The organism is Neorhizobium sp. T6_25 (assembly GCF_002968555.1).
In the GTDB taxonomy this organism is placed as follows: domain Bacteria; phylum Pseudomonadota; class Alphaproteobacteria; order Rhizobiales; family Rhizobiaceae; genus Neorhizobium.
The window spans coordinates 1-21,199 of the sequence record NZ_PVBL01000014.1 but is presented as its reverse complement, the minus strand read 5'-3'; the positions used below and the strand labels follow the sequence as shown (position 1 = coordinate 21,199).

Below are 21,199 nucleotides of genomic sequence, written 5' to 3'. Positions count from 1 at the left end.
CAGCTCAGTTCCCGGGAGCGGTCCCAACGTAGCTAGTCGTCAATCAAACCTGCCTGACCTGCCCCAGACGTTCACGTTGATAACTGCCGTCCTGTACGTGACGGCACCAGTCCAAATTGTCCAGATACCACCGTACAGTCTTTTGAATGCCCGTCTCGAATGTCTCGGTAGGCTGCCAACCCAACTCTTGCTTGATCTTGCCCGCATCGATGGCATATCGGCGATCGTGTCCAGGCCGGTCATGCACGTGGGTGATCAGCGACCTGTATTCTTTGACAGGATGGCCGACACCGGGAGGAACCAGCTGTTGCAGGACATCGCAAATTGTCCTGACAACCTCAAGATTCTGTTTTTCATTGTGGCCACCGATATTATAGGTCGACCCAACCTGGCCTTCGCTGACCACCTTGTGAAGCGCACGCGCGTGGTCCTCAACGTAAAGCCAGTCCCGTATCTGATCGCCAGATCCATAGACCGGCAGAGGCTTCCCCTCCAACGCGTTAAGGATCATCAAGGGGATCAACTTCTCCGGGAAGTGGTAAGGGCCATAATTGTTGGAGCAGTTGGTCACCAGAACCGGCAGACCATATGTTCGCATCCAGGCGCGAACCAGATGGTCGGAACTGGCCTTGCTCGCCGAGTATGGGCTGCTGGGGGCATAGCCGGTGTTTTCGGTAAAAAGGTGGTGGCGGGCATCAACGGTATCGGCCGGGTGAGGCAGGTCGCCGTAAACTTCGTCGGTAGAGATGTGATGGAAGCGGAAGGCCTGCCGGCGCTCGGCCTCCAGTCCCACCCAATAAGCTCGGCTTACCTCAAGCAGCGTATAGGTGCCGATGATGTTGGTCTCGATAAAGGCCGCGGGACCGTCGATGGAACGATCAACATGGCTCTCTGCCGCAAGATGCATGATAGCGTCGGGACGGTGCTGAGCAAATACCCGTTCCAGCTCGCCGCGATTGCAGATATCGACCTGCGAGAATGTGTAGCGGTCAGAGCTATCAACCTCGCGCAGATTTTCGAGGTTTCCGGCATAGGTCAGCTTGTCGACGTTGAACACCGAGTCGCCGGTATTGTGGATGATGTGGCGGATAACTGCCGACCCGATAAAACCGGCCCCACCCGTCACCAGAATTTTCATTGCCCTCGACACTCTTGATGGGTCAGCCGATGGCATCTTTCAAAACCCTGACAACGTGTTCCTGCTGCTGGACAGTCAGGTCAACCCACAAGGGCAGACGCACCAGCCTTTCCGACTGGATGTTGGTCACCCGCAAGTCACCCTGCGCCCGGCCATACCGTTTTCCGGCGGGCGAAGAGTGCAGAGGCACATAATGGAAGACCGAGAAGATGTCGCTCCTCTTAAGCTCATTGAGTACCTTCTGACGATCGATCTCCGGTGCCAGCAGAACGTAATACATGTGGGCATTGTGCTGACATTCATCCGGGACGATGGGCCGGCGAAGCAATCCTCGTGCCTCGAGCGGCTCCAGAAGCGTGTGATAATGTTGCCAGATACCCAAGCGATGATTGGTGATGCGCTCGGCTTCTTCAAGCTGGGCACATAGGAAAGCCGCGATCAGCTCGCCCGGCAAGAACGAAGAACCGACCTCCTGCCAAGTGTATTTGTCGACCTCACCCCGGAAAAAACGTCCGCGGTCCGTGCCTTTTTCGCGGATGATTTCGGCGCGCACCGCCAAAGCGGGGTCGTTCACCAACAGGGCTCCCCCTTCCCCTGAAATCACATTCTTGGTTTCGTGAAAGCTGTAGGCCCCGAGATCACCAATGCTGCCCAGTGCTCGGCCCTTATAAGTTGCCATTACGCCCTGTGCCGCATCTTCCACGACCTTGAGGCCATGGCGTTTGGCAATGCTCATGATGGCGTCCATTTCGCAGGCGACACCCGCATAGTGGACCGGGGCGATGGCGCGGGTGCGCGAAGTGATAGCCGACCCGATCAGGCGTTCGTCCAGGTTCAAGGTGTCTTCCCGGATATCGACGAACACCGGAACGCCGCCGCGCAGCACGAATGCATTGGCGGTCGAGACGAACGTGTACGAGGGCATGATGATCTCGTCACCAGGCTCGATGTCGAGAAGCAATGCCGCCATCTCCAAGGCGGCGGTGCATGAGTGCGTCAGCAGCGGTTTGACGCATCCACTCTTGTCTTTCAGCCACTCATGGCAACGCTTCGTAAAAGGCCCGTCACCAGCAAGCATGTTGCCGAACTTCGCTTCCGCGATGTAGTATAGCTCTTTACCCGTCATGAACGGTCGGTTGAACGGGATCTTCTCGCTCACTGCTTATCCTCTTGAAGCCTGTGCCACTCGTCGGCGACGCCGCGCAGATAGTCGCTGTACTCGCATATCGGCATGCGCTCAATCAAGGTTTCAAATTGGGCAATGCTGAGGAACCGTCTCACCAGCGCCGCCTCTTCAGGACAGCCGATTTTCACGCCTTGCCGGCGCTCGATCGCCTCGATGTAGGAAGAGGCTTCGTGCAGCGCGGTACTGGTACCGGCGTCAAGCCAGGCGAAGCCGCGGCTCAAGCGCCGCACCTGTAGTTTGCCGCGTCTTAGGTATTCCAGATTGATGTCCGTTATCTCCAGTTCCCCACGGACGGATGGCTTCACTGCCTTCGCAATATCCAGCACGCTGTTATCGTAGACATACACGCCAGGCACCGCGTAGCTGCTTTTGGGGTGCTGAGGCTTTTCTTCAATGGAGATTGCCTTTCCGTTCCGGTCGAATTCCACGACGCCATAGCGCTCGGGATCCTTGACATGGTAGGCGAAAATTGTTGCACCACCCGTGAAGCTGGAGACTGCCCGCGGGAAGTCGTCCCCACCGGAAAAGATATTGTCGCCCAGCATCAGGATGACATCATCGGAGCCTACGAAATCCGCCGCAATCAAGAACGCCTGTGCAATCCCTTCGGGTCTCGGCTGCTCGCGATACTGGATTGCTACTCCCCACTGGCTGCCATCCCCAAGCAAATTCTGATACCGGGGCAGGTCATGCGGCGTCGCAATGAGGCAAAATTCCCTGACCCCCGACGCAAGCAGAACGGTCAGAGGATAATAGATCATAGGTTTATCGAAAACAGCCTGAAGCTGCTTACTGGAGACTTTGGTCAGAGGATACAGGCGCGACCCCGCGCCGCCAGCAAGAACAATCGCTTTCATTCATGTCTCCCCTCGCCGACCGCGGCGGCACTATCAGCCTCGATTGGATAATAGCTATCTCACGCTCGAAAAGATGGGAAGGATTTGTTAGATTCACGTCTTTCTGGCTAAAAGCAGTCGTGGCCCACCGGGGGCAGATCCAAACCAGTTCTGACTACGAGCACTTTCCGCACGCAATACCCATCTGAAAGGGCTATTAGCAGCCTTCGGCGTCAACCCATGACGCCGCACCACAGAGCAAACCGTCACGCCAGCTCGCAACTTCCGCGATAATCTGCGCCTTCTAATCGTCGCTCTATTGAGACGACGGCCACTGCCAGCCGAATATCGTTACCGATACGAGGCGATCCACAAGTACTGCAGCCGTCAATGTGCGAAAAAATCGCATCTACCAAACAACGGCAGCTCACTGGTTTTGTTTTCTCTTGTTGGTGGACGGGAAGGTATAAATGCTGGACGCCACATATGCGAATGCTGCCACACTAATTATACCAAATGCTTGCACGTATATGTGAGAGTAATGGAGCTTATCCACAAACACATAGAGTATGCTATAGTTCAGCGCGTAACCAATGCCATAGATGGTTCCATATCGGAATAGGGCGCCCTGCTGCTCGCCAGCGTGAATGAAAACCCATCGCCGGTTAGCAGCAAAGCTCATAAAAACTCCCAACAAATAAAGTATACTCATTGCCAACTTTGGCGGAATCCCAGCAAAGGTGGCTATAAGATAGAGGATATATCCGAAGGCGTTCGTCAACAAGCCGACGACCCCAAAACGAACCAGCTGAAATATACTATTTCTAGAGAAAATCAGATTTCTCCACCTTATTATCGTCGAGTACGGCCAAGCCAAAACCTGTTTTCCCGTAGCCATCGCCGTTGTATAGCATATATGTATTGTGCCCGTGCCGAAATACGTAAGGGTACTCGATCATCGTGCTATCCCAACCGTTTTCGGAAACGTCTATACCCACCTGGTCCAATTTCAAGGTCCACGCGATTCCGTCGCGGCTTTCAGAATACCCGATACGATAGGCTTCGCCTTGACCGCTGCGGTAAGAGAACCACATCCGGTACCCCCCCACCGCATCAATGAGAACCGTCGGCCTCGAAAAAGCTTGCGCTCTGCCTATTTCATAGGGAATTGCCGCACCTTCCTTGTGCCATATATGGCCATCCCTTGAACTGGCGGATTTGATAACATGGAGCATTTCGCCGTTGCCCGCGTCCCAGGCTACGGTAGATCCATACCACATCTTGAACGTTCCATTATCTGTCTTTTCAACCCATGGATAGGAAAGGCTGACCGAATCCTCTTCATCCGAGGCCATAAACGCTACGTCGCCGTCCATTTCAAGGGTTAGATCAGGCCGAACCATTATGCGGCCGATATCGCCTCGCCAATGCCCTCCCGGAGGCGTCTGCCATCCCATGAACAGCATATAGCGCTGCGCACCAACAGAATAACAGTTGCCGATACTGATACCCGCTTCAAAGAAACTGCCGCCAGCGCCGTGAAGCAGAAAGGGCTGCTTGTGTTCGTGAATGATTTCCCGCGTTAAGAGATTAATATCCACGGCGCCCACAGAGGAACGATTCTCACTGTCACGCCCGCTAAAAAACACCCTGTATGTGTCACCTTCGAGGTGAAGTGCGAGCGGATTGGCAGCGTGGCTCCTCAGCTTCGGGTGTAAACCGGAGGGTTTGAAGAGCAGCCCGGTTTTAACCCATCTGCCGGTCATATCTTGCGCAATTTTGAGCTGGGAACACGTGAGCGTTCAGAGGCGCCAGTTACGTAGACTCCATCAGCCTCGGCATCGGACAGTATGAGCGCTGCGGCACCGATAACGCATCTTGCCCCGATACTAACGTGATCGCGAAGCGTGGCGTTGACCCCTATGAAACACTGCTCGCCAACCCTGACCCCACCGGACACCACAACATGGGAGGAAATGAACGTGTGACTTCCGATATCCGAATGATGACCGATGTGGTTACCGCTCCACAACGTGACATTATCGCCAATATGCGAAAATGGTTGGATCGTATTGTCTTCAAGAATAAAACAATTGCGTCCGAAGGAATGCCCGTTGAGGACCGTTGCGCTAGAGCTGATATAGCTTGCAAGATCGTAACCGAGAGCAAGCCCGGCCTCGAATTTCTCCTTGCGGATTTGATTGAGCTTGGAGTAGCTGAGCGCGACGAAAAGGGCATGGTTAGACGGGGGATAGCGATCAAGGACGTTTTCGAAGGCAACCACCGGCAGGCCACAAAACTCTCGGTTAGTTAAATAGGCTTCGTCCACAGTGAACGCGACCACATCATAATCGCTGTCATTTTCGAAATAGTAATGCGCGAGTTGAGCGATATCACCTGCCCCAAAAATGATGAGCTTCTGCGTCATAGCTACTTCCTCACAATCATCGTAAACTCGTAGAGCTCATAGTCATGCAACAAAGCCACCTGCCGGGAATAGCGCCGTTTGCAAAGATCGAATAAGTCCAGCGGATTGGCATAGAAAAGATCACTCCGCATCCGGTCTGCATCAGAATAGGATGTTAGACAATTGAAAGAAAAACCTGCCCGGGTGGATATATTCATCATGTCCAGTGTTTCCACCAGATATGCAAGCCACTCCTCGTCCGTCCGACCAAGGCGCACATTGAAAATTCCCGACGCTACGGAATAATCGACGATCTCACCTGGCGAGTTACCCAACCTAAAGGTGACGTTCTGCGAGGCGGCGATGCGCGAACGGGCTGCTTCAATCATCGGCAGTGCAATGTCGACACCTATATACCGGGTGGTATGTCCCAACTGCGAGAGGTGGTCAAGCAAGGCTCCGTATCCGCATCCTATATCGGCGATAGAATACGGTTGCGAAGAATCGACCACCTTGAGAAGTTGATTAAAGCGCATGAGCTGGCCCGCCTGGCTGTTCCAGTCTACACCCGCTGCCGTTTGGCCATGTTCGGCGATCCGCTCCGCGTAATAGTTAGCGACATCCTTCAGGATGTCATTACTCGATTCAACCATGAATGTCCTACCACCTGTAAGGGCGCTGATGTTTAACGGCGCTGATTGGCCCCGAAAATTCTTATGAATGCATTTCCAGCCCCGCCATTCAAGGAAATATCGGCCCCGCGTCCGGTCGTCGATACCGCTCTGGGCGCTCGCATTTGTGAGGGACCAGCAACATCTCGTGTCCCCATTTGGTCATTTGCGGTGAGCCGATTGCCCCGTCCGAATACTCACCTGACGAGGTATCTGCGATTGACTCGGACGATCGTCAAAATGAACTCCGGTGTGGGTCATGCCACTTGGTAGTCACTCCGGCAATATCTCGTCCACCGCAGCGCGACAACCTACCGCCCGGCGGGCGACGTTGGAAAGTCCCCCAACTTTTGTAAAGCGCGAGAATATTTTCGGCTAGTTCTCCGAAGAGTGTCGTTGAGAATAGATATCTTGAATGATTGAGCGGGGCCTATCCTTCACCTCTTCGAGGATCTGTTTAACATAAAGGCCCATCAGCCCCGTAAAAACAGCATTCAAGCTGAAGAAAAAGACCACGACGGCCATAAGGGACGACCAACCATCTTGGACCGGCCCGGTCAGCGCCCGCAACACAACAAACCCGCCGTAAACGATACCTAAGAGAGCCGTCATCAAGCTGAAGCATAGCATTAATATCAATGGCTTGGCCGAAAACGTCGTAATCGCAAGGGCGGTCAGAGCAATTCGCCTTCCTAGCGAATAGGTCGTATCCGAAGTGCTGGTTTTCACAAAAGGGAACGACGCCTGGGGATAGCCGGCGAGCATGCTAAGTGGAACGAAAACAGGGTTTTTGTCGCGAAATTTAAGTAGAGCGGATACATAACGACGGGTCATCAATCGCATCGTTGATACGTTTTCGGGTATGCGTACTTCGCTCAACGCGGAGAACAGCCAATAAAAAACGTGCCCGGATATCCGCTCCATCCGGCCGCCTTTCCGACGTTCCTGCAGCCCGTACAGGCAATCAACGGCTTTTCTCTGCAGAACCTGCGCCATTTCCGAAAGCAACTCGGGTGGTTCCTCGAGATCGCTGTCAATTAGGAATATTAAGTCGCCCTGAGCGTGCTCCAAACCGGCGAGCATTGCTTTATGATGCCCGAAATTTCTGCTCAAGCATAACAGCGAAATCCGAGCGTCGCGCTCAACCCAATTTCGTACGATGTTCGCCGAACCGTCTGGACTGCCATCGTCGACAATCACGATTTCAATATCATCCGACACCGCTTCTCCCGCAGCCAAGGCACGTTGGATGAACTCATCGATAGTGTCCATTGACCTAAATAGGGTGGTAACAATGGATAACTTGCGTGTCATGGAACTCATTTGACTTTCGGCAACCGAGACTTGAACCAGTCCCCAACTGAACGGAATTCTTCCAGGCCGTAACCCAGTATTTTCTTTTGCTGGTCTGTAAAATCTGGAGCTTCGCCCAGCACAGAAGGAATATGGAATTGCTGACGCAGCATAGGAATCGTGAAGACGTGATTGATGGCGCGACGATTTTTGTCGGTGTTATTGGTGCTGCCCGCGTGGTAAACCATGCAGTCCAAGACAATGAACGTTCCTCGTTTGACGGTCACATGGGTCTCCAAACGCCGAACCACTTCGTCAGGTGGAAACGCTTCACGATGATGGGTTCCAGGGATCACGCGTGTGGCGCCATTGTCGATGGTAAAGTCGTCTAATGCAAAGAGTGCATTGATAGCGAGCGGCCGAGAGCTAGTGAAATGTTGATACGGCAAATCTCTGTGATACTGGGCCTGGTGATATTTGCTTTGGTGGCCACGGTTTATCAGGCCGTTCACTTGGTTCAGGATAAAGTAACCGCCAAGGAGCCGCGACAATAAGTCATGAAGTGGCCGATTGAAAACGACCTCCCAGAACTTGGGGCGTACCATCGGAAGGAGGCGAATCGTATCACGCTCGCTAATCTTGTTAAGATCATAACCTTGTCCTGATGCCTCGGTATCGTATTCTAACTCCGCTGTATTGAACAACCGCGAGAGTTCATCGAGCTGAGACGCGGTCAATCCGGAATCTAGCGTGGTGTATCCCAGTAGCCTGACCTCCTCGGCCAGGATATCGTAAATGTCGTTTGCTTCAGTGGCCGCAATAACGCCGTAGCGAGAAATTTCCGTCATGGGATCAGATCCTGCCTTGCGATTTCGAGAGAATGAAAGATCTGGACATCCTCCGATCTAAAACGATCTCGGACAAGCGGCCAGCTTCGCTCATGCACAGCCGCAATCAGAGGCAATCTTGGAAGGCTTAAGAAGTCTTTGACTGATACAACGGGTTTACCATAGAAATCCGCCTCTACCGGTTGATCCCTTACAAAAAACTCTGCGTTTTCGATCACGGAGGGGCTATAGGCATGAAGAAGGTCTGAATACTCACCCGTGCCGAAGACGCCATACTTCCGGCCCTTGAGCGCCCCGCTGGTCGTGTCTTGTACCTTGCTCCAGGTGTTGACATACTCTACGCGTTCTTGAGAAAGAACCTCGAAGCCGCGAGCCTGATTGTCAAGGTCAGCGTCGCCGAACCGCAGCAGGTAAACCCTAAAGCCCTGCAGGCCGCCCGTTAAAGGGGAGTTTGCGACAATCCGCAGGTTTGCGCCCGCCGCCATCATCGCCAAGGAAGCGGGTGTAAAGTTGGAAATGTGATCGTAAAAGAGCAATTCCGACCCCACAATCTCTCCGTCGGGACAAATGACGACAATATTTCCCGTCTTATGGATGACGCGCCGGCATGCTTGTAAAAAACCGCGGGGATTACGTGTGTGCTCGATCACGTTAACTGACAGGCAAAGATTGTAATCGGGGGCGGCCTCCTCGAACTGCTCAGCAAAACCCTGGTGGATGGAGATTCGATCTCCCACGTTAGAACGCGCATTCGCGGCTACCCGGGAACTAGGCTCCACGCCGGTCGCAATTTGAGCGCCAAGCCTATCGGTCAACTGACTGAGCAACGTACCGCTGCCACATCCAAACTCTATGATTTTGGCGAAATTTGCTTCATTCCCCAGCTGATGCGTCAAGAAAGCTTCTATCTGACGGCTATATTCGGCAGAGCGCGCAGCCTCCGCTACCGGGTCTCGCAGGCCGATCGAATAATCGGCACCATAAATCTCTTTTATTTGCTCTTCTGAAAAATTCTTTGCGTGGAAGCCATGGCCGCAGTTGTTACAAGAACTGCGCTCAAGAGGATTCGATACCACCTTGCCGTCGCTAACCATCGAGCGGGCTGCATGCGGAATGGGTAGATTCCTACAATCTGCTGATCCACATGCGGGACAGCTAGAAAAATATTCCGTCAAGCGAAGTCCCCCGCAATGCTTGCTAGCGGTCCGCAATATCGCAATCTTGCCACCACGCGCAAGCCTTAAAAATGTGGGAGGTTGGCGCCAATAGCCGGTACACTTTCCTCTTTCCTCGCGCGCACACGAACGCTCTAAAGAGTATTGCGGCACCGGAAACGCACGCGAACGGTCCAAGTGTCAACCCACGGCTCTCACGCAGGATCAAATTCCTCACCCACGGTATTCACATGGCGAAGCGCCGATCACCCCTCGTTCCTTAGTTCCGGGGAATTGGCAAAAGTCTCGAAACTTAGCGGTGCCGAATCAGCTACGCCATCCTCGAGCATCGCAATTCATCAGCGGGCCCGAAATTTGACGCTGTGACAGAGTCATTTTAAGTACCTCATGTGATTTCGCGAGTCCCTTCCACAGTTAAAGAGAAGATCGAGGATCGTCACTCCATGAACGAATTCACCCCAGAGCTGGGGGTACCTAGGATAGCCGGCATAGTCAAACCATGTAAGCTTTATTCCTCGTTCTTGAAAGACTTCCTCATCTACGTAGTCTTTTGCCGCGGGGCCAGATACGTACTCCGTGCCACCCGCTTGAGCACAAAGCGCAGCCAGACGCTCCGTTTTTCCATCTACTAAAGTGTAGTCCCATGAGTGGGAAATTGTAGTTTGGATTGAGAGATAATTGCAGATTGCTTCGATGAATCGACGATTGAGCGGGGTAAGGTAGCTTGGCGGTTCATTTAGGTAAAGGGGCTCCAGCCACATAGCAATTTCCTCAAAATGTGGAGCACGTCGATAGTTCTGGATCAGACTCTTCCAGTGGACGCTCGCCCATTCGGAGCCTTCTACCTCAGTTTCTCGGATTTTCTGGTGGTACCTTCCCTTAACTTGAACGGGGACCGTGAGCCATTGAACCCCCTGTGGCGTCTTGATCTGATTGCGATTGCGCCAATCACGCCGCGTATATTGCATGTCGTCGTAGAGGATAAACTCATCCACAGCAGCGATCATATCGAAATAACCCTTCCACGGGATATAGTTTGACTGGACGATGGCCACCTTCTTCACTTCATTTCCTTCGCTCGAATAGCTCGACAGGCGTTCAAAACCTCACTCGGTGCCGTCGGTTTGTAAAGCTCTTGAGTACGGCTACCATCATAGCCGCCTGCACCTGGGGCTGTTCGCCAGGTACCTACCTGCTGGTAGGCTTCAGGAAAAGCTGCTCCCAAACTCGGCATCAGTTCCACCGGAATGCTGCGCGGACCGCCGGGCTCGAACAGAATCCAAGCTGCTGCAATCCTTTCGCACGCAACATGTTCCAGCGCTGCTTTGGCCAGCTTAAGACTGCCCGGATATCCGCCTATGGTCCAAGCCTGGCCGATGCTCTCGGCCCCGATAGCATGAAGGATGCCAGGGGACTGGCCTGATAGATCGATAACGGGAGTGCCGAGTTTGAAGCCGCTGCTTTGAGCAGCAGCCACGGCGTCAGCTATATAAGTCGCGGACCCCGCTGATAGTACCAATGCGGATCGATGCGGCCCGATTTCCAAAGTAGTTTCGTTGAGTCTGAGTGGCTGAGTTTGGCGCTGTGGCTGCTCAAGCCCCGTCTGCAGGAGAACTGCCGTGACAGTCTGAGCAGCCAGCGCAAGCGGTAACGCAAATGACCAGCTTCCACGTTTACGAACAACTGGCCGCAGCAGCGTTGTACCCGCAAGCAGCCAGAAGATTCCCGCCCAGGCTCCATTCTCCCAATAATTCCTGTTGGTTCCAAACGCATAAAGGTGAGGCATTACAAGAAAGAGGAGGGCCACGGCCCATTGCGCCGCGGAGATATTTATCAAGGGCTTCGGTCTGCCGAATATTAGACCCGTCAAAACGGCGGCAAATACAACCCCAAACGTCAAAAGTCCCTCAAATTCTCCCAGACCAGCAGTTGCGCGAACCTGGCCAAAGGCCAGTAATGCAGTGGCGGCAAAAAATCCAGCAGATATGAATAGGGAAGCGATCACTCCTTTCGGTTTTTCTGACAAGGCACCCCAAATCGCCGCGAGTGTCGACAATCCGACAAAAAGAATCGCTAGTTGGCCCGGCGTACGAACTCGAAAATTGTCGATCCGTAGAATCTGTCTCACGGTATGACCGCCACCGAGATATGTGGCAAAATCGACCCCAAGCTGCAGTCGTTTTGCAAACCCCGATATAGATCCGTCAATCATCAGTGCGCTAAACAGAAGAAGGCCGACAGTAGTCGCCGCCATAAGCAACATCAATCGAAGCGAGAGCTTGCGTGACACCAGGAGACAAATGAAGATACCGACCGCCAATGCAACTGCCGTGCTTGGTTTAGCCATGAAGGCCAACCAACCACCAATACCAATAATGATCCATCCCGCTGAGCTCTTATGAGTGTTTGCTTTTTCGGCTAGAAGCAGACCGATCGCAGTGGTCAGGAGTGCCTGAAATGCGAGGCTGTTATAATTTGGGGTAGCCAACCAAGTATCGAACAGGATGAGCGAACTGACACCCAACCCTGCGGCAGTGACATGCAGAGCGACGCGTCCTCGTTGAACCTCAGGCGCCAGTGACGTCAGGTAGGTATGAGCCAAAGCCCATCCCAGTCCGAAGGTGATTACTATGTTGGCTTGCCTCAGGGCGGCGATATCACCACCCACAAGGATATAAAGAGGACGATAGATGAAACCAAATTGTGATGCCGAAACCTGGTAGTTGAACGGGTTTGACATCCAAACTATGTAAGAGCTTTCATCAGTAAAGTCGAGTCCATAGGACGTATATCCGAGAATCCAGCTCAGGATCGCGAGCGTGCCCATCACAGTGACGATCATCATTGCATAGCGCGAAAGGGCCACAACCGAACTATTGTTCTTTTCTCTTAGGGGCACTCGACTACTCACTGCTCAACGATCGACTGAAGGAACTCATATCTGTCTACCCACGATCACCGGCTCCATCCTGAGTAGGTGAGACCTCTTACTGCGTTTCCATTGATGATTCCATCCATTCGATTAGGGGGAAGAATGGCTTTTCGCGGAGTGAGCGTTAACGGTACAGGTTGAATCTGCGCCCTTCATGTACCGGTAGTGACATCACAGTGGAGGGCCGCCGGGGACGAGAACGCCGAACGGTCGATCATCCCCGACATTCATGAAGCAAGTTTGCAATTTGGCTACGGCGCAGCGACATCGAAGCGGAAGCCTTTACGTCGCCTATCCGCAGCCGCTCGGCTGCGCGGCTGTAGGAATCGGCATCAAACGTCCGGAGCACTTCTGAGTTTTCCGGTACCCTCAAGATTTTCGTGACCGGTGTCCTTGGAGAAGATCGAGCCAACGAAATCCTTGCGCGCGATCAGGCCTCATTTGCGATGTCGCGGATAGGCCAACCAGTGCCTTCTTAACTTCGGCCGTCGACCTAGCCTTCTGGATGGGGGTCAGCCCGTTTCTAAAGAAATCGAAGGCGTCTGATTTACGCGGCTGACTCACGTCAGCGTCGTAGAATCCGTTTTCAAAGGGCACCAAAAGATCGGCTTGAGCGACGAACGGGGCATCGATGGCGGGAACCTCAAGGCGTTCTCGCAAAATCACCAACGTGAACCTGTTGTGTCCTGCTAAATCGCGGAGAACCCTGGCAGCTTTCAAAACCACATCTGGCGAATATTCATCGACATCTTCAGGCGCTAGATTGTATGACCTGACGGCATTCGTCCGTAAGAAGACAACGTGGGACGCCGCCTTACAATGAGCCTTTAGACGATCGAAGCGTCGTGCGTATCTCTCGCCGATCTCCCGGATGCTGATCTCCGGATTTACGTCATGCTCATGAGGGAAGCGCATGGCATATCTTGTGATGTAGTAAGAGGTTCCGCTTGCGGCGTCTGCATCTATGGGGGACGGCTCGAAACCCTTTAAGCTGTCGATAGAGAACTCGTCAATGAAATCAAGAAGGCGCGAGAAGCGGAAGCTATTTACCCAATCTATCGGGTAAGAGCCTTTCTGAATCCCGATCTTTCTGAGAGTCCAACTAACGTAACAGTTGTAGCCCATAGACACTATTAGCGTCCCGCCCATCCCAAGCACGCTCTCTTCCATTGAAGACCCAGCAATACACTCCAAATAGGTGGCGTCAAGCCCACGCCTTCGGCTCGCCTGCGCTTAGTGCCTATCGCCCCTGTCGACGGTTTCTCGCCATCTCTGACGGCTAGACGATCGAGCAATCGTAGACGAATTCAGAGATCCTTGCAGCCTTCGTTGACACGCGATTTTGTAGCCGCGGATCTGTGCAGTATAGCACAACGATCAGGATGAGATCCCACCTTGTTTACCGTTGCGTACTGCGGGCAGTGATGACGCTAATTGGAATGCCCTTTTGGGATTGATGTTGGTGAAGGGAACCGGCATAAGCAGACGTCTTGTTATGCGGGATTTTCGATGAGCTACGAGACGGTTGTTGAGCCGTGCAAAAGCAGCCGGCTTCCGGTTCTGGACGGCCTACGCGGATGGGGGGCCGTTTTCGTCGTACTTTATCACGTGTTCTCCGAAGGTTTGCCCGTCACTGCAGCTAGCGGCCAATTTCTGCGCCATCTCTTGCCCTTCAACGGCCCGTTCGCGGTGCTGATCTTTTTTGCAGTATCGGGAATCTCGCTGTCGATCGGGTATCTGGCGTCGAACGACAACAGCATCCTCATAGCGAGTGCTGCTTCGAGATATTTCCGGTTAGCCATTCCTATCCTGACCCTCTGTCTTGCAGTGCACGTAGTGATCGAGTTGGGGCTCTTGGCTCCTGCGGATCAGAGAATGGCGCCCTGGGGCCGCATTCTCGACTTTGACACGACACTAGCTCACGTCGTGCAGTTCTCACTGTTCGATGTGTTCTTCAATTACAGCCTGCGATGGACATACGCCGGGGCCCTTTGGACGATGAGCATAGAGCTCTTCGGATCGCTGCTGCTTTTTGCGATCCTGCTCACCATTGCTCGCCGCCCTCAGGGGATGGTAGCAATATTGCTTATCGCCTATCTGATCATGGATCGCGGAGCAACGGACGCATTCCGGCTCTCTTCTCTATTTTTGTTCGGCGCCGTCATCGCGTTCGCCATTCAACGCGAATGGGTACAGAGGATACCTGAAGCAGTAGCTGTTGCCCTTCTCTTGATAGGCGGATGCGCGCCGGCGTTTCTGCTGTCGATTGCCGACAAGTGGAACATGCTCGCGGCTTTGGCCCTAACGCTCGGATGCGTTGCGTCGACCCCAGTCAATAACGTTCTCTCATGCCGCTTCTCGCAGATGTTGGGAGAGATATCCTTCCCGCTCTATCTCGTGCACGGCCCGGTTATGTTGCTGATTGGTGAACCTCTGACGCGAAACTTCGGATTCTCGGAACCACTAAAACTGGCGATCGGCGTCCTCGTGGTTGTCGTCTCGATAGTTGTGGCTCTGCCTATGATAGCGATAAACAATGTCGCTGTCAGAATCTCCCGATCAATCGGCAAGGCGGCCGCATCATTCGTCATGCGGTTCGTTGGAGCGATACGGCTGAGAATGCTGGCGAAGGGGCCAACCGCTTAGGTTCTAGGCAGTGGACGGATTGCCGCATGTGGCCCCTTTGGGGTCCTAACTTGAGCTTAATCTGATTCATGGATTGCCGACTGATTTAGACATCAAGGAACAGGTGCGGGCCAAACCAGGTTACTCTGGGAATAGTGATCACCAAATACCGGAATGGGTAGGTCACGCACCGAACTGGCTCCCCGGACGCGCGCCGACTATCAGAAATGCTTCGACTACCTCCAAGCGATCGAGGACAGCCCTCGATACAGCAGGGATCGAATTCATAGACGGTGGCGTAAGGCTTCGGGATCCAGCTTAGACCCGACCCGCCTACTTCAGCACTCCACTCGCCAGCGCTCTTTGAATGCCACGGACGTCCGTGCCCTTCTTAAGTGTCTTGGCGATAGGCGCGCTGGAGCCGGAAACCCAAATCTTGAGCTCAGAATCGAGATCGAACGTCCCAGCCGTTTCGACCGAGAAGCGGGTGATCGCCTTGTAGGGAATCGACGTGTAGTCGACCTTGATGCCCTGGATGTCGACGAGGATGATGCGGGACTGAGTGAAGACGAAGAAGTCGCGAATCACCTTGAAGACCAATTGCGGCGTTTCGCCCTCAATCAAGACCCCGTCTAGGCGGCGCTTCAGGTCGTTTGGGTCTACCGTCGATCCATGCCCGAGAAGGCCGTCAAAGATACCCATATCACCCATCCCTCGTTTTTTCGTGGAAAGGTAGGAGTGAAGCGCGTCGCCGGCAAGGTCGCCCGCCGCATGGCTAATCGGTCTCGTGTTGCACGGACTTGTTTGCACCACCTGCACACCCGTTGAAATCATTGGGAATCTTTTGCAACATGCTGATAAGCCCAACTGCGCCAAACACTTGATTTCTTTGAGATAAAATGGTGCCCGGAGGCGGATTTGAACCACCGACACGCGGATTTTCAATCCGCTGCTCTACCAACTGAGCTATCCGGGCATCGAGGCTTTGAAGCCTTCCGGTCGGGACCGGCGGGGGCGTTTCCCCCGGAGCGAGCGGGGTTATAACATCTTGTTCGGCCATGTCCAGCGCCAGAGCCCACTTTTTTGACAGGTTTGCGAAAATCGCGATTTCCTGAACAAAAACAGGCGCGACCTCCCGGCTCAATCGTCCGAACTGTCGGCCTTGGTCTCGTCGTCGGAGACAGGAATGGCGTAGGCGCCCGTCAGCCAGCGTGACAGGTCCAGCGTGCGGCAACGGTCGGAGCAGAAGGGATAATGGTCGCGCGCCGACGGCCTGCCGCATTCCGGGCAGGGCCTCGTCTTCCTGAGCGGCTCGACCTTGCCGCCGGTCTTGATCGGTTCTGATGTCATCTTTTGAATACTCCTTTCTACAGGGGCATGGCGCATCCGGCAGCCTCCCAACGCCGATGACACCCTGCGGGCGCAGCCAAAGCACCTTTCGGCCTGCTCGATCGGCCTGCGCCGTCCGGACCCGCCTCTATCAGCCCTCCGGCCAGGCCGCCACCACGTCGAAGCCTTCGCCGGCCAGAAGTCCAGTCACCTCGAAAAGCGGCAGGCCGACGACATTGGTGTAGGAGCCGACGAGTTTCTGGACGAACGCTCCAGCGATACCCTGGATCGCGTAGGCGCCCGCCTTGCCGCGCCATTGCCCGGACGCGATATAGTTTTCAATCTCGCGGCTGGAAAGCCGCTTGAAGCGCACCTTGGTCTGCACCACCTTCTGGCGGAACTGGCCGCCGGGGGTGATGAGGCAGATGCCGGTATAGACCCAGTGGCCGCGTCCCGAGAGCAGGTGCAGGGCGGACGAGGCCTCCTGCGTATATTCGGTCTTTTCGAGAATGCGGCGGCCCACGGCGACGACCGTGTCGGCGGACAGGATATAGCTGTGCCGCCAGGCCGGATCGTTTCTGATCCCCGCCAACGCCGCTTCGGCCTTTTCGGTCGAAAGCCTGCGGGCAAGCGAACGCGGATGTTCGGATTTCTTCGGCGTCTCGTCGATATCCATCGGCATCAGCCGCGCCGGCGTGATGCCGGCCTGGTTGAGGAGGTCGAGGCGGCGCGGAGAACCGGAGGCCAGTATCAGCTTTTGTTCCAGCGCCATGAGAGCCCGCCGCGGATGATGAGGATTACTTGAAGCGGTAGGTGATGCGGCCCTTGGTCAGGTCGTAAGGTGTCATTTCGACGAGCACCTTGTCGCCGGCCAGAACGCGGATACGGTTCTTGCGCATGCGGCCGGCGGTGTGGGCAATGATCTCGTGTTCGTTTTCCAGCTTTACGCGAAACGTCGCGTTGGGCAGGAGTTCGGTCACGACGCCCGGGAATTCGAGGACTTCTTCTTTAGCCATCTATAGTTTTTCTTCCTGTGTTGGGTTGGGCCGGGGACGCTTTTTGCGCCCGCCCGGAAATTTGCGCGGAAACTACACAATCATGTCCGCTTTGTGAACCTCGCTTGAGCGCTATTCTCAATGTCGGTTCAAGCGGCCTGCGACGAGCGGTTTCAGGCGGTCTCGGCCGGATGCCGGCTGATGCCGGAAAGGCGCTCGTCGATCAACTTCCAGAGATGGTCGCGAACCTCCCGATAAGCATCCAGCATCTGGTCGCGGGTGCCTGTCGCAGCGGTCGGGTCCATGGTCGGCCAGTAGACCACATCCACGGCATTTGAACGGGTCAGTTCCAGCGCGGCATGGTGGGCTTCCGGCGTCAGCGTGACGATCAGGTCGAAAAAATCGTCCTCGAGCTCCTCCAGCGTACGCGGCTGATGGCGGCCGATCGAAAGCCCGACCTCCTCCAGTACCGCATCCACGAAGGGATCGCGCTCGCCGGAGCGCACGCCCGCCGACTGGACGTAGATATCGGGTGGCAGCAGCCGCTTTGCAATGGCCTCCGCCATCGGCGAACGGATGGCGTTGAAGCCGCACATGAAGAGAACGGCGCCCGGCCTTTTGGCTTTTGTCTCCAGGGCGAGCACGGCTTCCATGCTCAACCACGCCAATAGAGCACACAGACCAGCGTGAAGAGCCGCCGCGCGGTATCGAAATCGACGCGGATCTTGCCGTCCAGCCGGTCCATCAGCGTCTGCGAGCCTTCGTTGTGTACTCCGCGGCGGCCCATGTCGATCGCCTCGATGCGGCTCGGGGTCGAGGAGCGGATCGCCTCGTAATAGCTCTCGCAGATCATGAAGTAATCCTTGATGATCCGCCGGAAGGGGGTCAGCGACAGGATATGGGTCGCGACCTGCTCATCTTTGTCCGTGGTGATGCCGAGCATCAGCTTGGCATCGACGAGCGAGAGCTTCAGCTTGTAGGGGCCGCCGGCATGGCCGAGCGGCTCGAAGGAGTTTTCCTCGACGAGGTCGAAGATGGCGACCGCCCGCTCGTGTTCCACATCGGGCGTCGAGCGCCCGATCGAGTCGTCCAGAACGACATCGCAGAGACGGTAGACCGCGGACCCCATCCGTCAGCCCTCGTCGTCGAGGGGCAAGCCGTTCAGGCGGATCGCAACGGAACGGGCGTGGGCATCGAGGCCTTCGGAATGAGCAAGCGTGATCGCCGCGGGCGCAAGCTGGCGGAGCTGATCAGGCCCAAGCCGCAAAATAGAGGTGCGCTTGACGAAATCGAGCACCGAAAGGCCGGACGAGAACCGCGCCGAGCGCGCGGTCGGCAGCACATGGTTGGACCCGCCGACATAGTCGCCGATCACTTCAGGCGTATGGCGACCGATGAAGATCGCGCCGGCATTGCGGATGCCGGGCAGCAGCGCGTCGGGATCGGCAACGGCAAGCTCCAGGTGCTCGGCGGCGATGCGGTTGGCGAGCGGCAACGCCGCCTGCAGGTCCGGCACCAGGATGACGGCGCCGAAATCGCGCCAGCTGGCCGCTGCGGTTTGAGAGCGCGACAGGGTCTTCAGCTGGCGTTCGACGGCCGCCTGCACCGCCTTGCCGAGCCCGGCATCATCGGTAACGAGGATCGACTGCGCGCCGGCATCGTGTTCGGCCTGGGCGAGCAGGTCGGCCGCCAGCCAGTCCGGATCGTTTTCGCCGTCGGCGATGACGAGGACTTCCGAGGGACCGGCGATCATGTCGATGCCGACGGTGCCGAAGACATGGCGCTTGGCAGCCGCCACATAGGCATTGCCGGGGCCGACGATCTTTGCGACCGGGTCGATCGTCTCGGTGCCATAGGCGAGTGCCGCCACGGCCTGGGCGCCGCCGATGCGGTAGATCTCGGTGACGCCGGCGATGCGGGCGGCGGCCAGTACGGCCGGATTGATCGTTCCGCCATTCGCCGGCACGACCATGACCACCCGCGGCACGCCGGCGACCCTCGCCGGCACCGCGTTCATCAGCACAGAACTCGGATAGCTCGCGGTGCCGCCCGGAACATAGAGCCCGACCGCCTCGACCGCCGTCCAGCGGGAGCCCAGACCGACGCCGATCGCGTCCTCGTAGATATCGTCCTTCGGCATCTGGCGGGCATGGTGGCGCTCGATGCGTTCGGCGGCGAACTTCAGGGCATCGATGACCTTCCGGTCGGTCGCGGCAAGCGCTGCGTCGATCTCGGCCTCGGTCACCTTTATTCCGACCTTGGCGAGGTCGATGCCGTCGAAACGGGCGGAGTAATCGATCAGCGCTTGGTCGCCGCGGGCGCGCACATCGTCGATGATGGCGCGTACCACCGCGTTCACGTCCTCCGAGACCTCCCGCTTGGTCGAGAGAAATGCGGAAAACTTCGCCTCAAAGTCCTGCGACGCCTGATCCAACCAGATTGCCAAGCGGGTATCCCTTCCAGCTCAAAAAACGATGTTATCCCGGTCGGGCCGTTCGGGCAAAGGGGCCAGATCAGGGATGACGGGGCTTCGATGCCGTTTCCCATGCGCCGCCGACATCCGCAAGAGCAACTTCGATGCATTCGACGTCGAGCGCAATCGTCGATTTGCCGGACAGGACCAGTTCGATCGTGCCTTCCGGGCCGTCACCCTTCTGCGAGAAGGTGATCGCCAGCAGCGACAGGACCTCGTCCTTGCGGCCGCGGTTGATGCCGGTAGAGCGCACCGCCTCGACCCGCTTGAAGACGATCGCCGCACGGCGGCGTTCGAACCCCTTGCGCTGCTTGGCCGCGGCGTTCTCCCAGACGAAGCGGTTCGCCGCGAGCGAGAAGTTGCGCTCGGGCTGCGACCAGCGCACGTCGCCCACCTTGAAGACCGCATCCTGCATATGGGCGGAAATGACGCCTAGGTCGTCCGTATCGAGGGCCAGCAGCTTCAAGTCGGTCATCGCTTCCAATATCCATCCAGAGGCGCGTATCACGCGAAAGTTCCTGGACTTGAGATAGGATGTGGCGAGGCAAGAAGCAACGGCGGAGCGCAAGACAGAACGCACCTTTATCCGCACCGACGGATGTGTCGGCACGGTTGAAGGGGGATGGGGCAGGCAGGAGCATTGGGTAGTGATGTGAGTTAGGTTTGCGCCTACCCCGATCGTCTCTTGCGGTTTGCGGAGGATTTCCGCGCCCTCCACCCCCCGCTTTGACAACCTCATCGGAAACGGGCGCTTTCGAACCTTGGTGAGGCAGCCGGTTCGCGAACCCGGTTCCCATCCGATGATGCGGCCATTATCGCCCGGCACCTTGACCGCGGGGATGTCGACGAGGCGAGAAATCTGCCAAGTCGTTGACGAAACACGACGACAAATGCCGTCTAGGCCCGGGGGCCTGGGGGCATCGCAGATGCCGGAACACACTCCGCCTGCCGGTCATCTCTCGCCCAAGAGAGGGCGATGGGGTGGTGCGCGGACCGGCAGCTTTACGCTGTCAGCGGGCATTTGAGGCCCGGAACGGATTGCCGTTAGACAGGGAGTTAAGCCTTCTGATCGGTCGTCTAGTCCGAATGCTTCATTGACGGTGTGCCGCCCCGGCGTAGCATCGCTTTGGCTAAAACACATCGGGCTGGGGCTGGCGTATCTATGGAGGGTGCCATGCAGGAACCTGATATGCAGAAACTCGATGCACTTGTCGGTCGGCTGGTGGGCGATCTCGGCGCTGGCGTGTCCGGCGTTCTTGTCGTGCTTGGCGACCATCTCGGCCTGTTCCGG

Annotated in this window: 22 protein-coding genes, 1 tRNA gene and 1 pseudogene; 2 read left to right on the top strand and 22 right to left on the bottom strand. The window is 55.9% G+C overall.

Annotation, left to right across the window (positions count from 1 at the left end; all coding sequences use genetic code 11):
• Positions 1 to 43 precede the first annotated feature (43 nt).
• The 13 genes from rfbB to C5L10_RS18835 all read right to left on the bottom strand — a co-directional run bounded on the left by rfbB (position 44) and on the right by C5L10_RS18835 (position 13,656).
• A complete protein-coding gene (gene rfbB, locus C5L10_RS18895; RefSeq protein WP_105430947.1) occupies positions 44 to 1,138 on the bottom strand; it encodes a dTDP-glucose 4,6-dehydratase in 1,095 nt (364 codons plus the stop codon).
• Positions 1,139 to 1,160: 22 nt separating this feature from the next.
• Entirely contained in the window at positions 1,161 to 2,297 is a 1,137-nt protein-coding gene (gene rffA / locus C5L10_RS18890) for a dTDP-4-amino-4,6-dideoxygalactose transaminase (protein WP_105430946.1), read from the bottom strand.
• The gene (gene rfbA, locus C5L10_RS18885; RefSeq protein ID WP_105430945.1) at positions 2,294 to 3,181 is read right to left on the bottom strand and encodes a glucose-1-phosphate thymidylyltransferase RfbA; all 888 of its coding nucleotides are present in this window, start codon (positions 3,179 to 3,181) and stop codon (positions 2,294 to 2,296) included. The genes rffA and rfbA overlap by 4 nt, the downstream gene beginning before the upstream one ends.
• A 406-nt stretch (positions 3,182 to 3,587) precedes the next feature.
• Complete coding sequence (locus C5L10_RS18880) at positions 3,588 to 4,058, bottom strand: GtrA family protein (RefSeq protein WP_245448044.1); 471 nt, start codon at positions 4,056 to 4,058, stop codon at positions 3,588 to 3,590.
• The gene (locus C5L10_RS18875) at positions 3,985 to 4,761 is read right to left on the bottom strand and encodes a hypothetical protein (RefSeq protein ID WP_245448043.1); all 777 of its coding nucleotides are present in this window, start codon (positions 4,759 to 4,761) and stop codon (positions 3,985 to 3,987) included. The genes C5L10_RS18880 and C5L10_RS18875 overlap by 74 nt, the downstream gene beginning before the upstream one ends.
• Positions 4,762 to 4,922: 161 nt before the next feature.
• Positions 4,923 to 5,588 carry an acetyltransferase gene (locus tag C5L10_RS18870; RefSeq protein WP_105430943.1) on the bottom strand — a complete coding sequence of 222 codons (666 nt, stop codon included), beginning with the start codon at positions 5,586 to 5,588 and terminating at the stop codon, positions 4,923 to 4,925.
• A gap of 2 nt (positions 5,589 to 5,590) precedes the next feature.
• Entirely contained in the window at positions 5,591 to 6,220 is a 630-nt protein-coding gene (locus tag C5L10_RS18865) for a class I SAM-dependent methyltransferase (RefSeq protein ID WP_105430942.1), read from the bottom strand.
• A 393-nt stretch (positions 6,221 to 6,613) separates the two neighbouring features.
• Positions 6,614 to 7,561, bottom strand: a complete 948-nt coding sequence (locus C5L10_RS18860; protein WP_105430941.1) for a glycosyltransferase family 2 protein — start codon at positions 7,559 to 7,561, stop codon at positions 6,614 to 6,616.
• Positions 7,558 to 8,379, bottom strand: a complete 822-nt coding sequence (locus C5L10_RS18855; RefSeq protein WP_105430940.1) for a phytanoyl-CoA dioxygenase family protein — start codon at positions 8,377 to 8,379, stop codon at positions 7,558 to 7,560. The genes C5L10_RS18860 and C5L10_RS18855 overlap by 4 nt, the downstream gene beginning before the upstream one ends.
• The gene (locus C5L10_RS18850; protein WP_105430939.1) at positions 8,376 to 9,473 is read right to left on the bottom strand and encodes a bifunctional 2-polyprenyl-6-hydroxyphenol methylase/3-demethylubiquinol 3-O-methyltransferase UbiG; all 1,098 of its coding nucleotides are present in this window, start codon (positions 9,471 to 9,473) and stop codon (positions 8,376 to 8,378) included. The genes C5L10_RS18855 and C5L10_RS18850 overlap by 4 nt, the downstream gene beginning before the upstream one ends.
• A 452-nt stretch (positions 9,474 to 9,925) precedes the next feature.
• On the bottom strand, positions 9,926 to 10,618 hold the full coding sequence (locus C5L10_RS18845; protein ID WP_105430938.1) for a WbqC family protein: 693 nt from the start codon (positions 10,616 to 10,618) through the stop codon (positions 9,926 to 9,928).
• On the bottom strand, positions 10,615 to 12,399 hold the full coding sequence (locus C5L10_RS18840; protein WP_105430937.1) for a hypothetical protein: 1,785 nt from the start codon (positions 12,397 to 12,399) through the stop codon (positions 10,615 to 10,617). The genes C5L10_RS18845 and C5L10_RS18840 overlap by 4 nt, the downstream gene beginning before the upstream one ends.
• A gap of 456 nt (positions 12,400 to 12,855) precedes the next feature.
• Positions 12,856 to 13,656, bottom strand: a complete 801-nt coding sequence (locus tag C5L10_RS18835) for a DUF1796 family putative cysteine peptidase (protein WP_105430936.1) — start codon at positions 13,654 to 13,656, stop codon at positions 12,856 to 12,858.
• A 339-nt stretch (positions 13,657 to 13,995) separates the two neighbouring features.
• On the opposite strand from C5L10_RS18835, the gene C5L10_RS18830 reads away from it, so the two are divergent.
• Positions 13,996 to 15,132 (top strand): acyltransferase, encoded by a 1,137-nt coding sequence (locus C5L10_RS18830; protein WP_105430935.1) that lies wholly within the window; start codon positions 13,996 to 13,998, stop codon positions 15,130 to 15,132.
• Between the two features lie 312 nt (positions 15,133 to 15,444).
• On the opposite strand, the gene C5L10_RS18825 is transcribed toward C5L10_RS18830, so the two are convergent.
• The 9 genes from C5L10_RS18825 to C5L10_RS18785 all read right to left on the bottom strand — a co-directional run bounded on the left by C5L10_RS18825 (position 15,445) and on the right by C5L10_RS18785 (position 20,383).
• On the bottom strand, positions 15,445 to 15,813 hold the full coding sequence (locus C5L10_RS18825) for a PH domain-containing protein (RefSeq protein ID WP_105431044.1): 369 nt from the start codon (positions 15,811 to 15,813) through the stop codon (positions 15,445 to 15,447).
• Between the two features lie 198 nt (positions 15,814 to 16,011).
• Positions 16,012 to 16,087: transfer RNA gene (locus tag C5L10_RS18820), tRNA-Phe, on the bottom strand.
• Positions 16,088 to 16,251: 164 nt separating this feature from the next.
• Positions 16,252 to 16,461: a DNA gyrase inhibitor YacG gene (gene yacG, locus C5L10_RS18815; protein ID WP_105430934.1), complete on the bottom strand. Its 210-nt coding sequence runs from the start codon at positions 16,459 to 16,461 to the stop codon at positions 16,252 to 16,254.
• A 130-nt stretch (positions 16,462 to 16,591) separates the two neighbouring features.
• Positions 16,592 to 17,212, bottom strand: a complete 621-nt coding sequence (locus tag C5L10_RS18810) for a Maf-like protein (RefSeq protein WP_105430933.1) — start codon at positions 17,210 to 17,212, stop codon at positions 16,592 to 16,594.
• Between the two features lie 25 nt (positions 17,213 to 17,237).
• Positions 17,238 to 17,456, bottom strand: coding sequence for a translation initiation factor IF-1 (gene infA / locus C5L10_RS18805; RefSeq protein WP_004435948.1), 219 nt, complete (start codon positions 17,454 to 17,456; stop codon positions 17,238 to 17,240).
• A gap of 152 nt (positions 17,457 to 17,608) precedes the next feature.
• A complete protein-coding gene (locus tag C5L10_RS18800; protein WP_105430932.1) occupies positions 17,609 to 18,088 on the bottom strand; it encodes a low molecular weight phosphatase family protein in 480 nt (159 codons plus the stop codon).
• A gap of 2 nt (positions 18,089 to 18,090) precedes the next feature.
• Positions 18,091 to 18,564 (bottom strand): UPF0262 family protein, encoded by a 474-nt coding sequence (locus C5L10_RS18795; RefSeq protein ID WP_105430931.1) that lies wholly within the window; start codon positions 18,562 to 18,564, stop codon positions 18,091 to 18,093.
• A gap of 3 nt (positions 18,565 to 18,567) precedes the next feature.
• Positions 18,568 to 19,881 carry a histidinol dehydrogenase gene (gene hisD, locus C5L10_RS18790; RefSeq protein WP_105430930.1) on the bottom strand — a complete coding sequence of 438 codons (1,314 nt, stop codon included), beginning with the start codon at positions 19,879 to 19,881 and terminating at the stop codon, positions 18,568 to 18,570.
• A gap of 67 nt (positions 19,882 to 19,948) precedes the next feature.
• Complete coding sequence (locus C5L10_RS18785) at positions 19,949 to 20,383, bottom strand: DUF2948 family protein (RefSeq protein WP_037088200.1); 435 nt, start codon at positions 20,381 to 20,383, stop codon at positions 19,949 to 19,951.
• A 699-nt stretch (positions 20,384 to 21,082) separates the two neighbouring features.
• Between C5L10_RS18785 and C5L10_RS18780 the strand changes: the two are divergent.
• Positions 21,083 to 21,199: pseudogene (locus C5L10_RS18780) on the top strand (SAM-dependent methyltransferase); the annotation flags it as partial.

Excerpts from the sequence above, each read along its gene's own strand:
- yacG (WP_105430934.1), bottom strand. The coding sequence starts at position 16,461 with ATGACATCAGAACCGATCAAGACCGGCGGCAAGGTCGAGCCGCTCAGG.
- C5L10_RS18830 (WP_105430935.1), top strand. The coding sequence starts at position 13,996 with ATGAGCTACGAGACGGTTGTTGAGCCGTGCAAAAGCAGCCGGCTTCCG.
- C5L10_RS18840 (WP_105430937.1), bottom strand. The coding sequence starts at position 12,399 with ATGATGATCGTCACTGTGATGGGCACGCTCGCGATCCTGAGCTGGATT.
- C5L10_RS18880 (WP_245448044.1), bottom strand. The coding sequence starts at position 4,058 with ATGGCTACGGGAAAACAGGTTTTGGCTTGGCCGTACTCGACGATAATA.
- C5L10_RS18870 (WP_105430943.1), bottom strand. The coding sequence starts at position 5,588 with ATGACGCAGAAGCTCATCATTTTTGGGGCAGGTGATATCGCTCAACTC.
- C5L10_RS18825 (WP_105431044.1), bottom strand. The coding sequence starts at position 15,813 with ATGGGTATCTTTGACGGCCTTCTCGGGCATGGATCGACGGTAGACCCA.
- infA (WP_004435948.1), bottom strand. The coding sequence starts at position 17,456 with ATGGCTAAAGAAGAAGTCCTCGAATTCCCGGGCGTCGTGACCGAACTC.
- C5L10_RS18800 (WP_105430932.1), bottom strand. The coding sequence starts at position 18,088 with ATGGAAGCCGTGCTCGCCCTGGAGACAAAAGCCAAAAGGCCGGGCGCC.
- C5L10_RS18795 (WP_105430931.1), bottom strand. The coding sequence starts at position 18,564 with ATGGGGTCCGCGGTCTACCGTCTCTGCGATGTCGTTCTGGACGACTCG.
- C5L10_RS18850 (WP_105430939.1), bottom strand. The coding sequence starts at position 9,473 with ATGGTTAGCGACGGCAAGGTGGTATCGAATCCTCTTGAGCGCAGTTCT.
- C5L10_RS18865 (WP_105430942.1), bottom strand. The coding sequence starts at position 6,220 with ATGGTTGAATCGAGTAATGACATCCTGAAGGATGTCGCTAACTATTAC.
- rfbB (WP_105430947.1), bottom strand. The coding sequence starts at position 1,138 with ATGAAAATTCTGGTGACGGGTGGGGCCGGTTTTATCGGGTCGGCAGTT.
- C5L10_RS18860 (WP_105430941.1), bottom strand. The coding sequence starts at position 7,561 with ATGAGTTCCATGACACGCAAGTTATCCATTGTTACCACCCTATTTAGG.
- C5L10_RS18835 (WP_105430936.1), bottom strand. The coding sequence starts at position 13,656 with ATGGAAGAGAGCGTGCTTGGGATGGGCGGGACGCTAATAGTGTCTATG.
- rfbA (WP_105430945.1), bottom strand. The coding sequence starts at position 3,181 with ATGAAAGCGATTGTTCTTGCTGGCGGCGCGGGGTCGCGCCTGTATCCT.
- C5L10_RS18785 (WP_037088200.1), bottom strand. The coding sequence starts at position 20,383 with ATGACCGACTTGAAGCTGCTGGCCCTCGATACGGACGACCTAGGCGTC.
- C5L10_RS18855 (WP_105430940.1), bottom strand. The coding sequence starts at position 8,379 with ATGACGGAAATTTCTCGCTACGGCGTTATTGCGGCCACTGAAGCAAAC.
- C5L10_RS18810 (WP_105430933.1), bottom strand. The coding sequence starts at position 17,212 with ATGGCGCTGGAACAAAAGCTGATACTGGCCTCCGGTTCTCCGCGCCGC.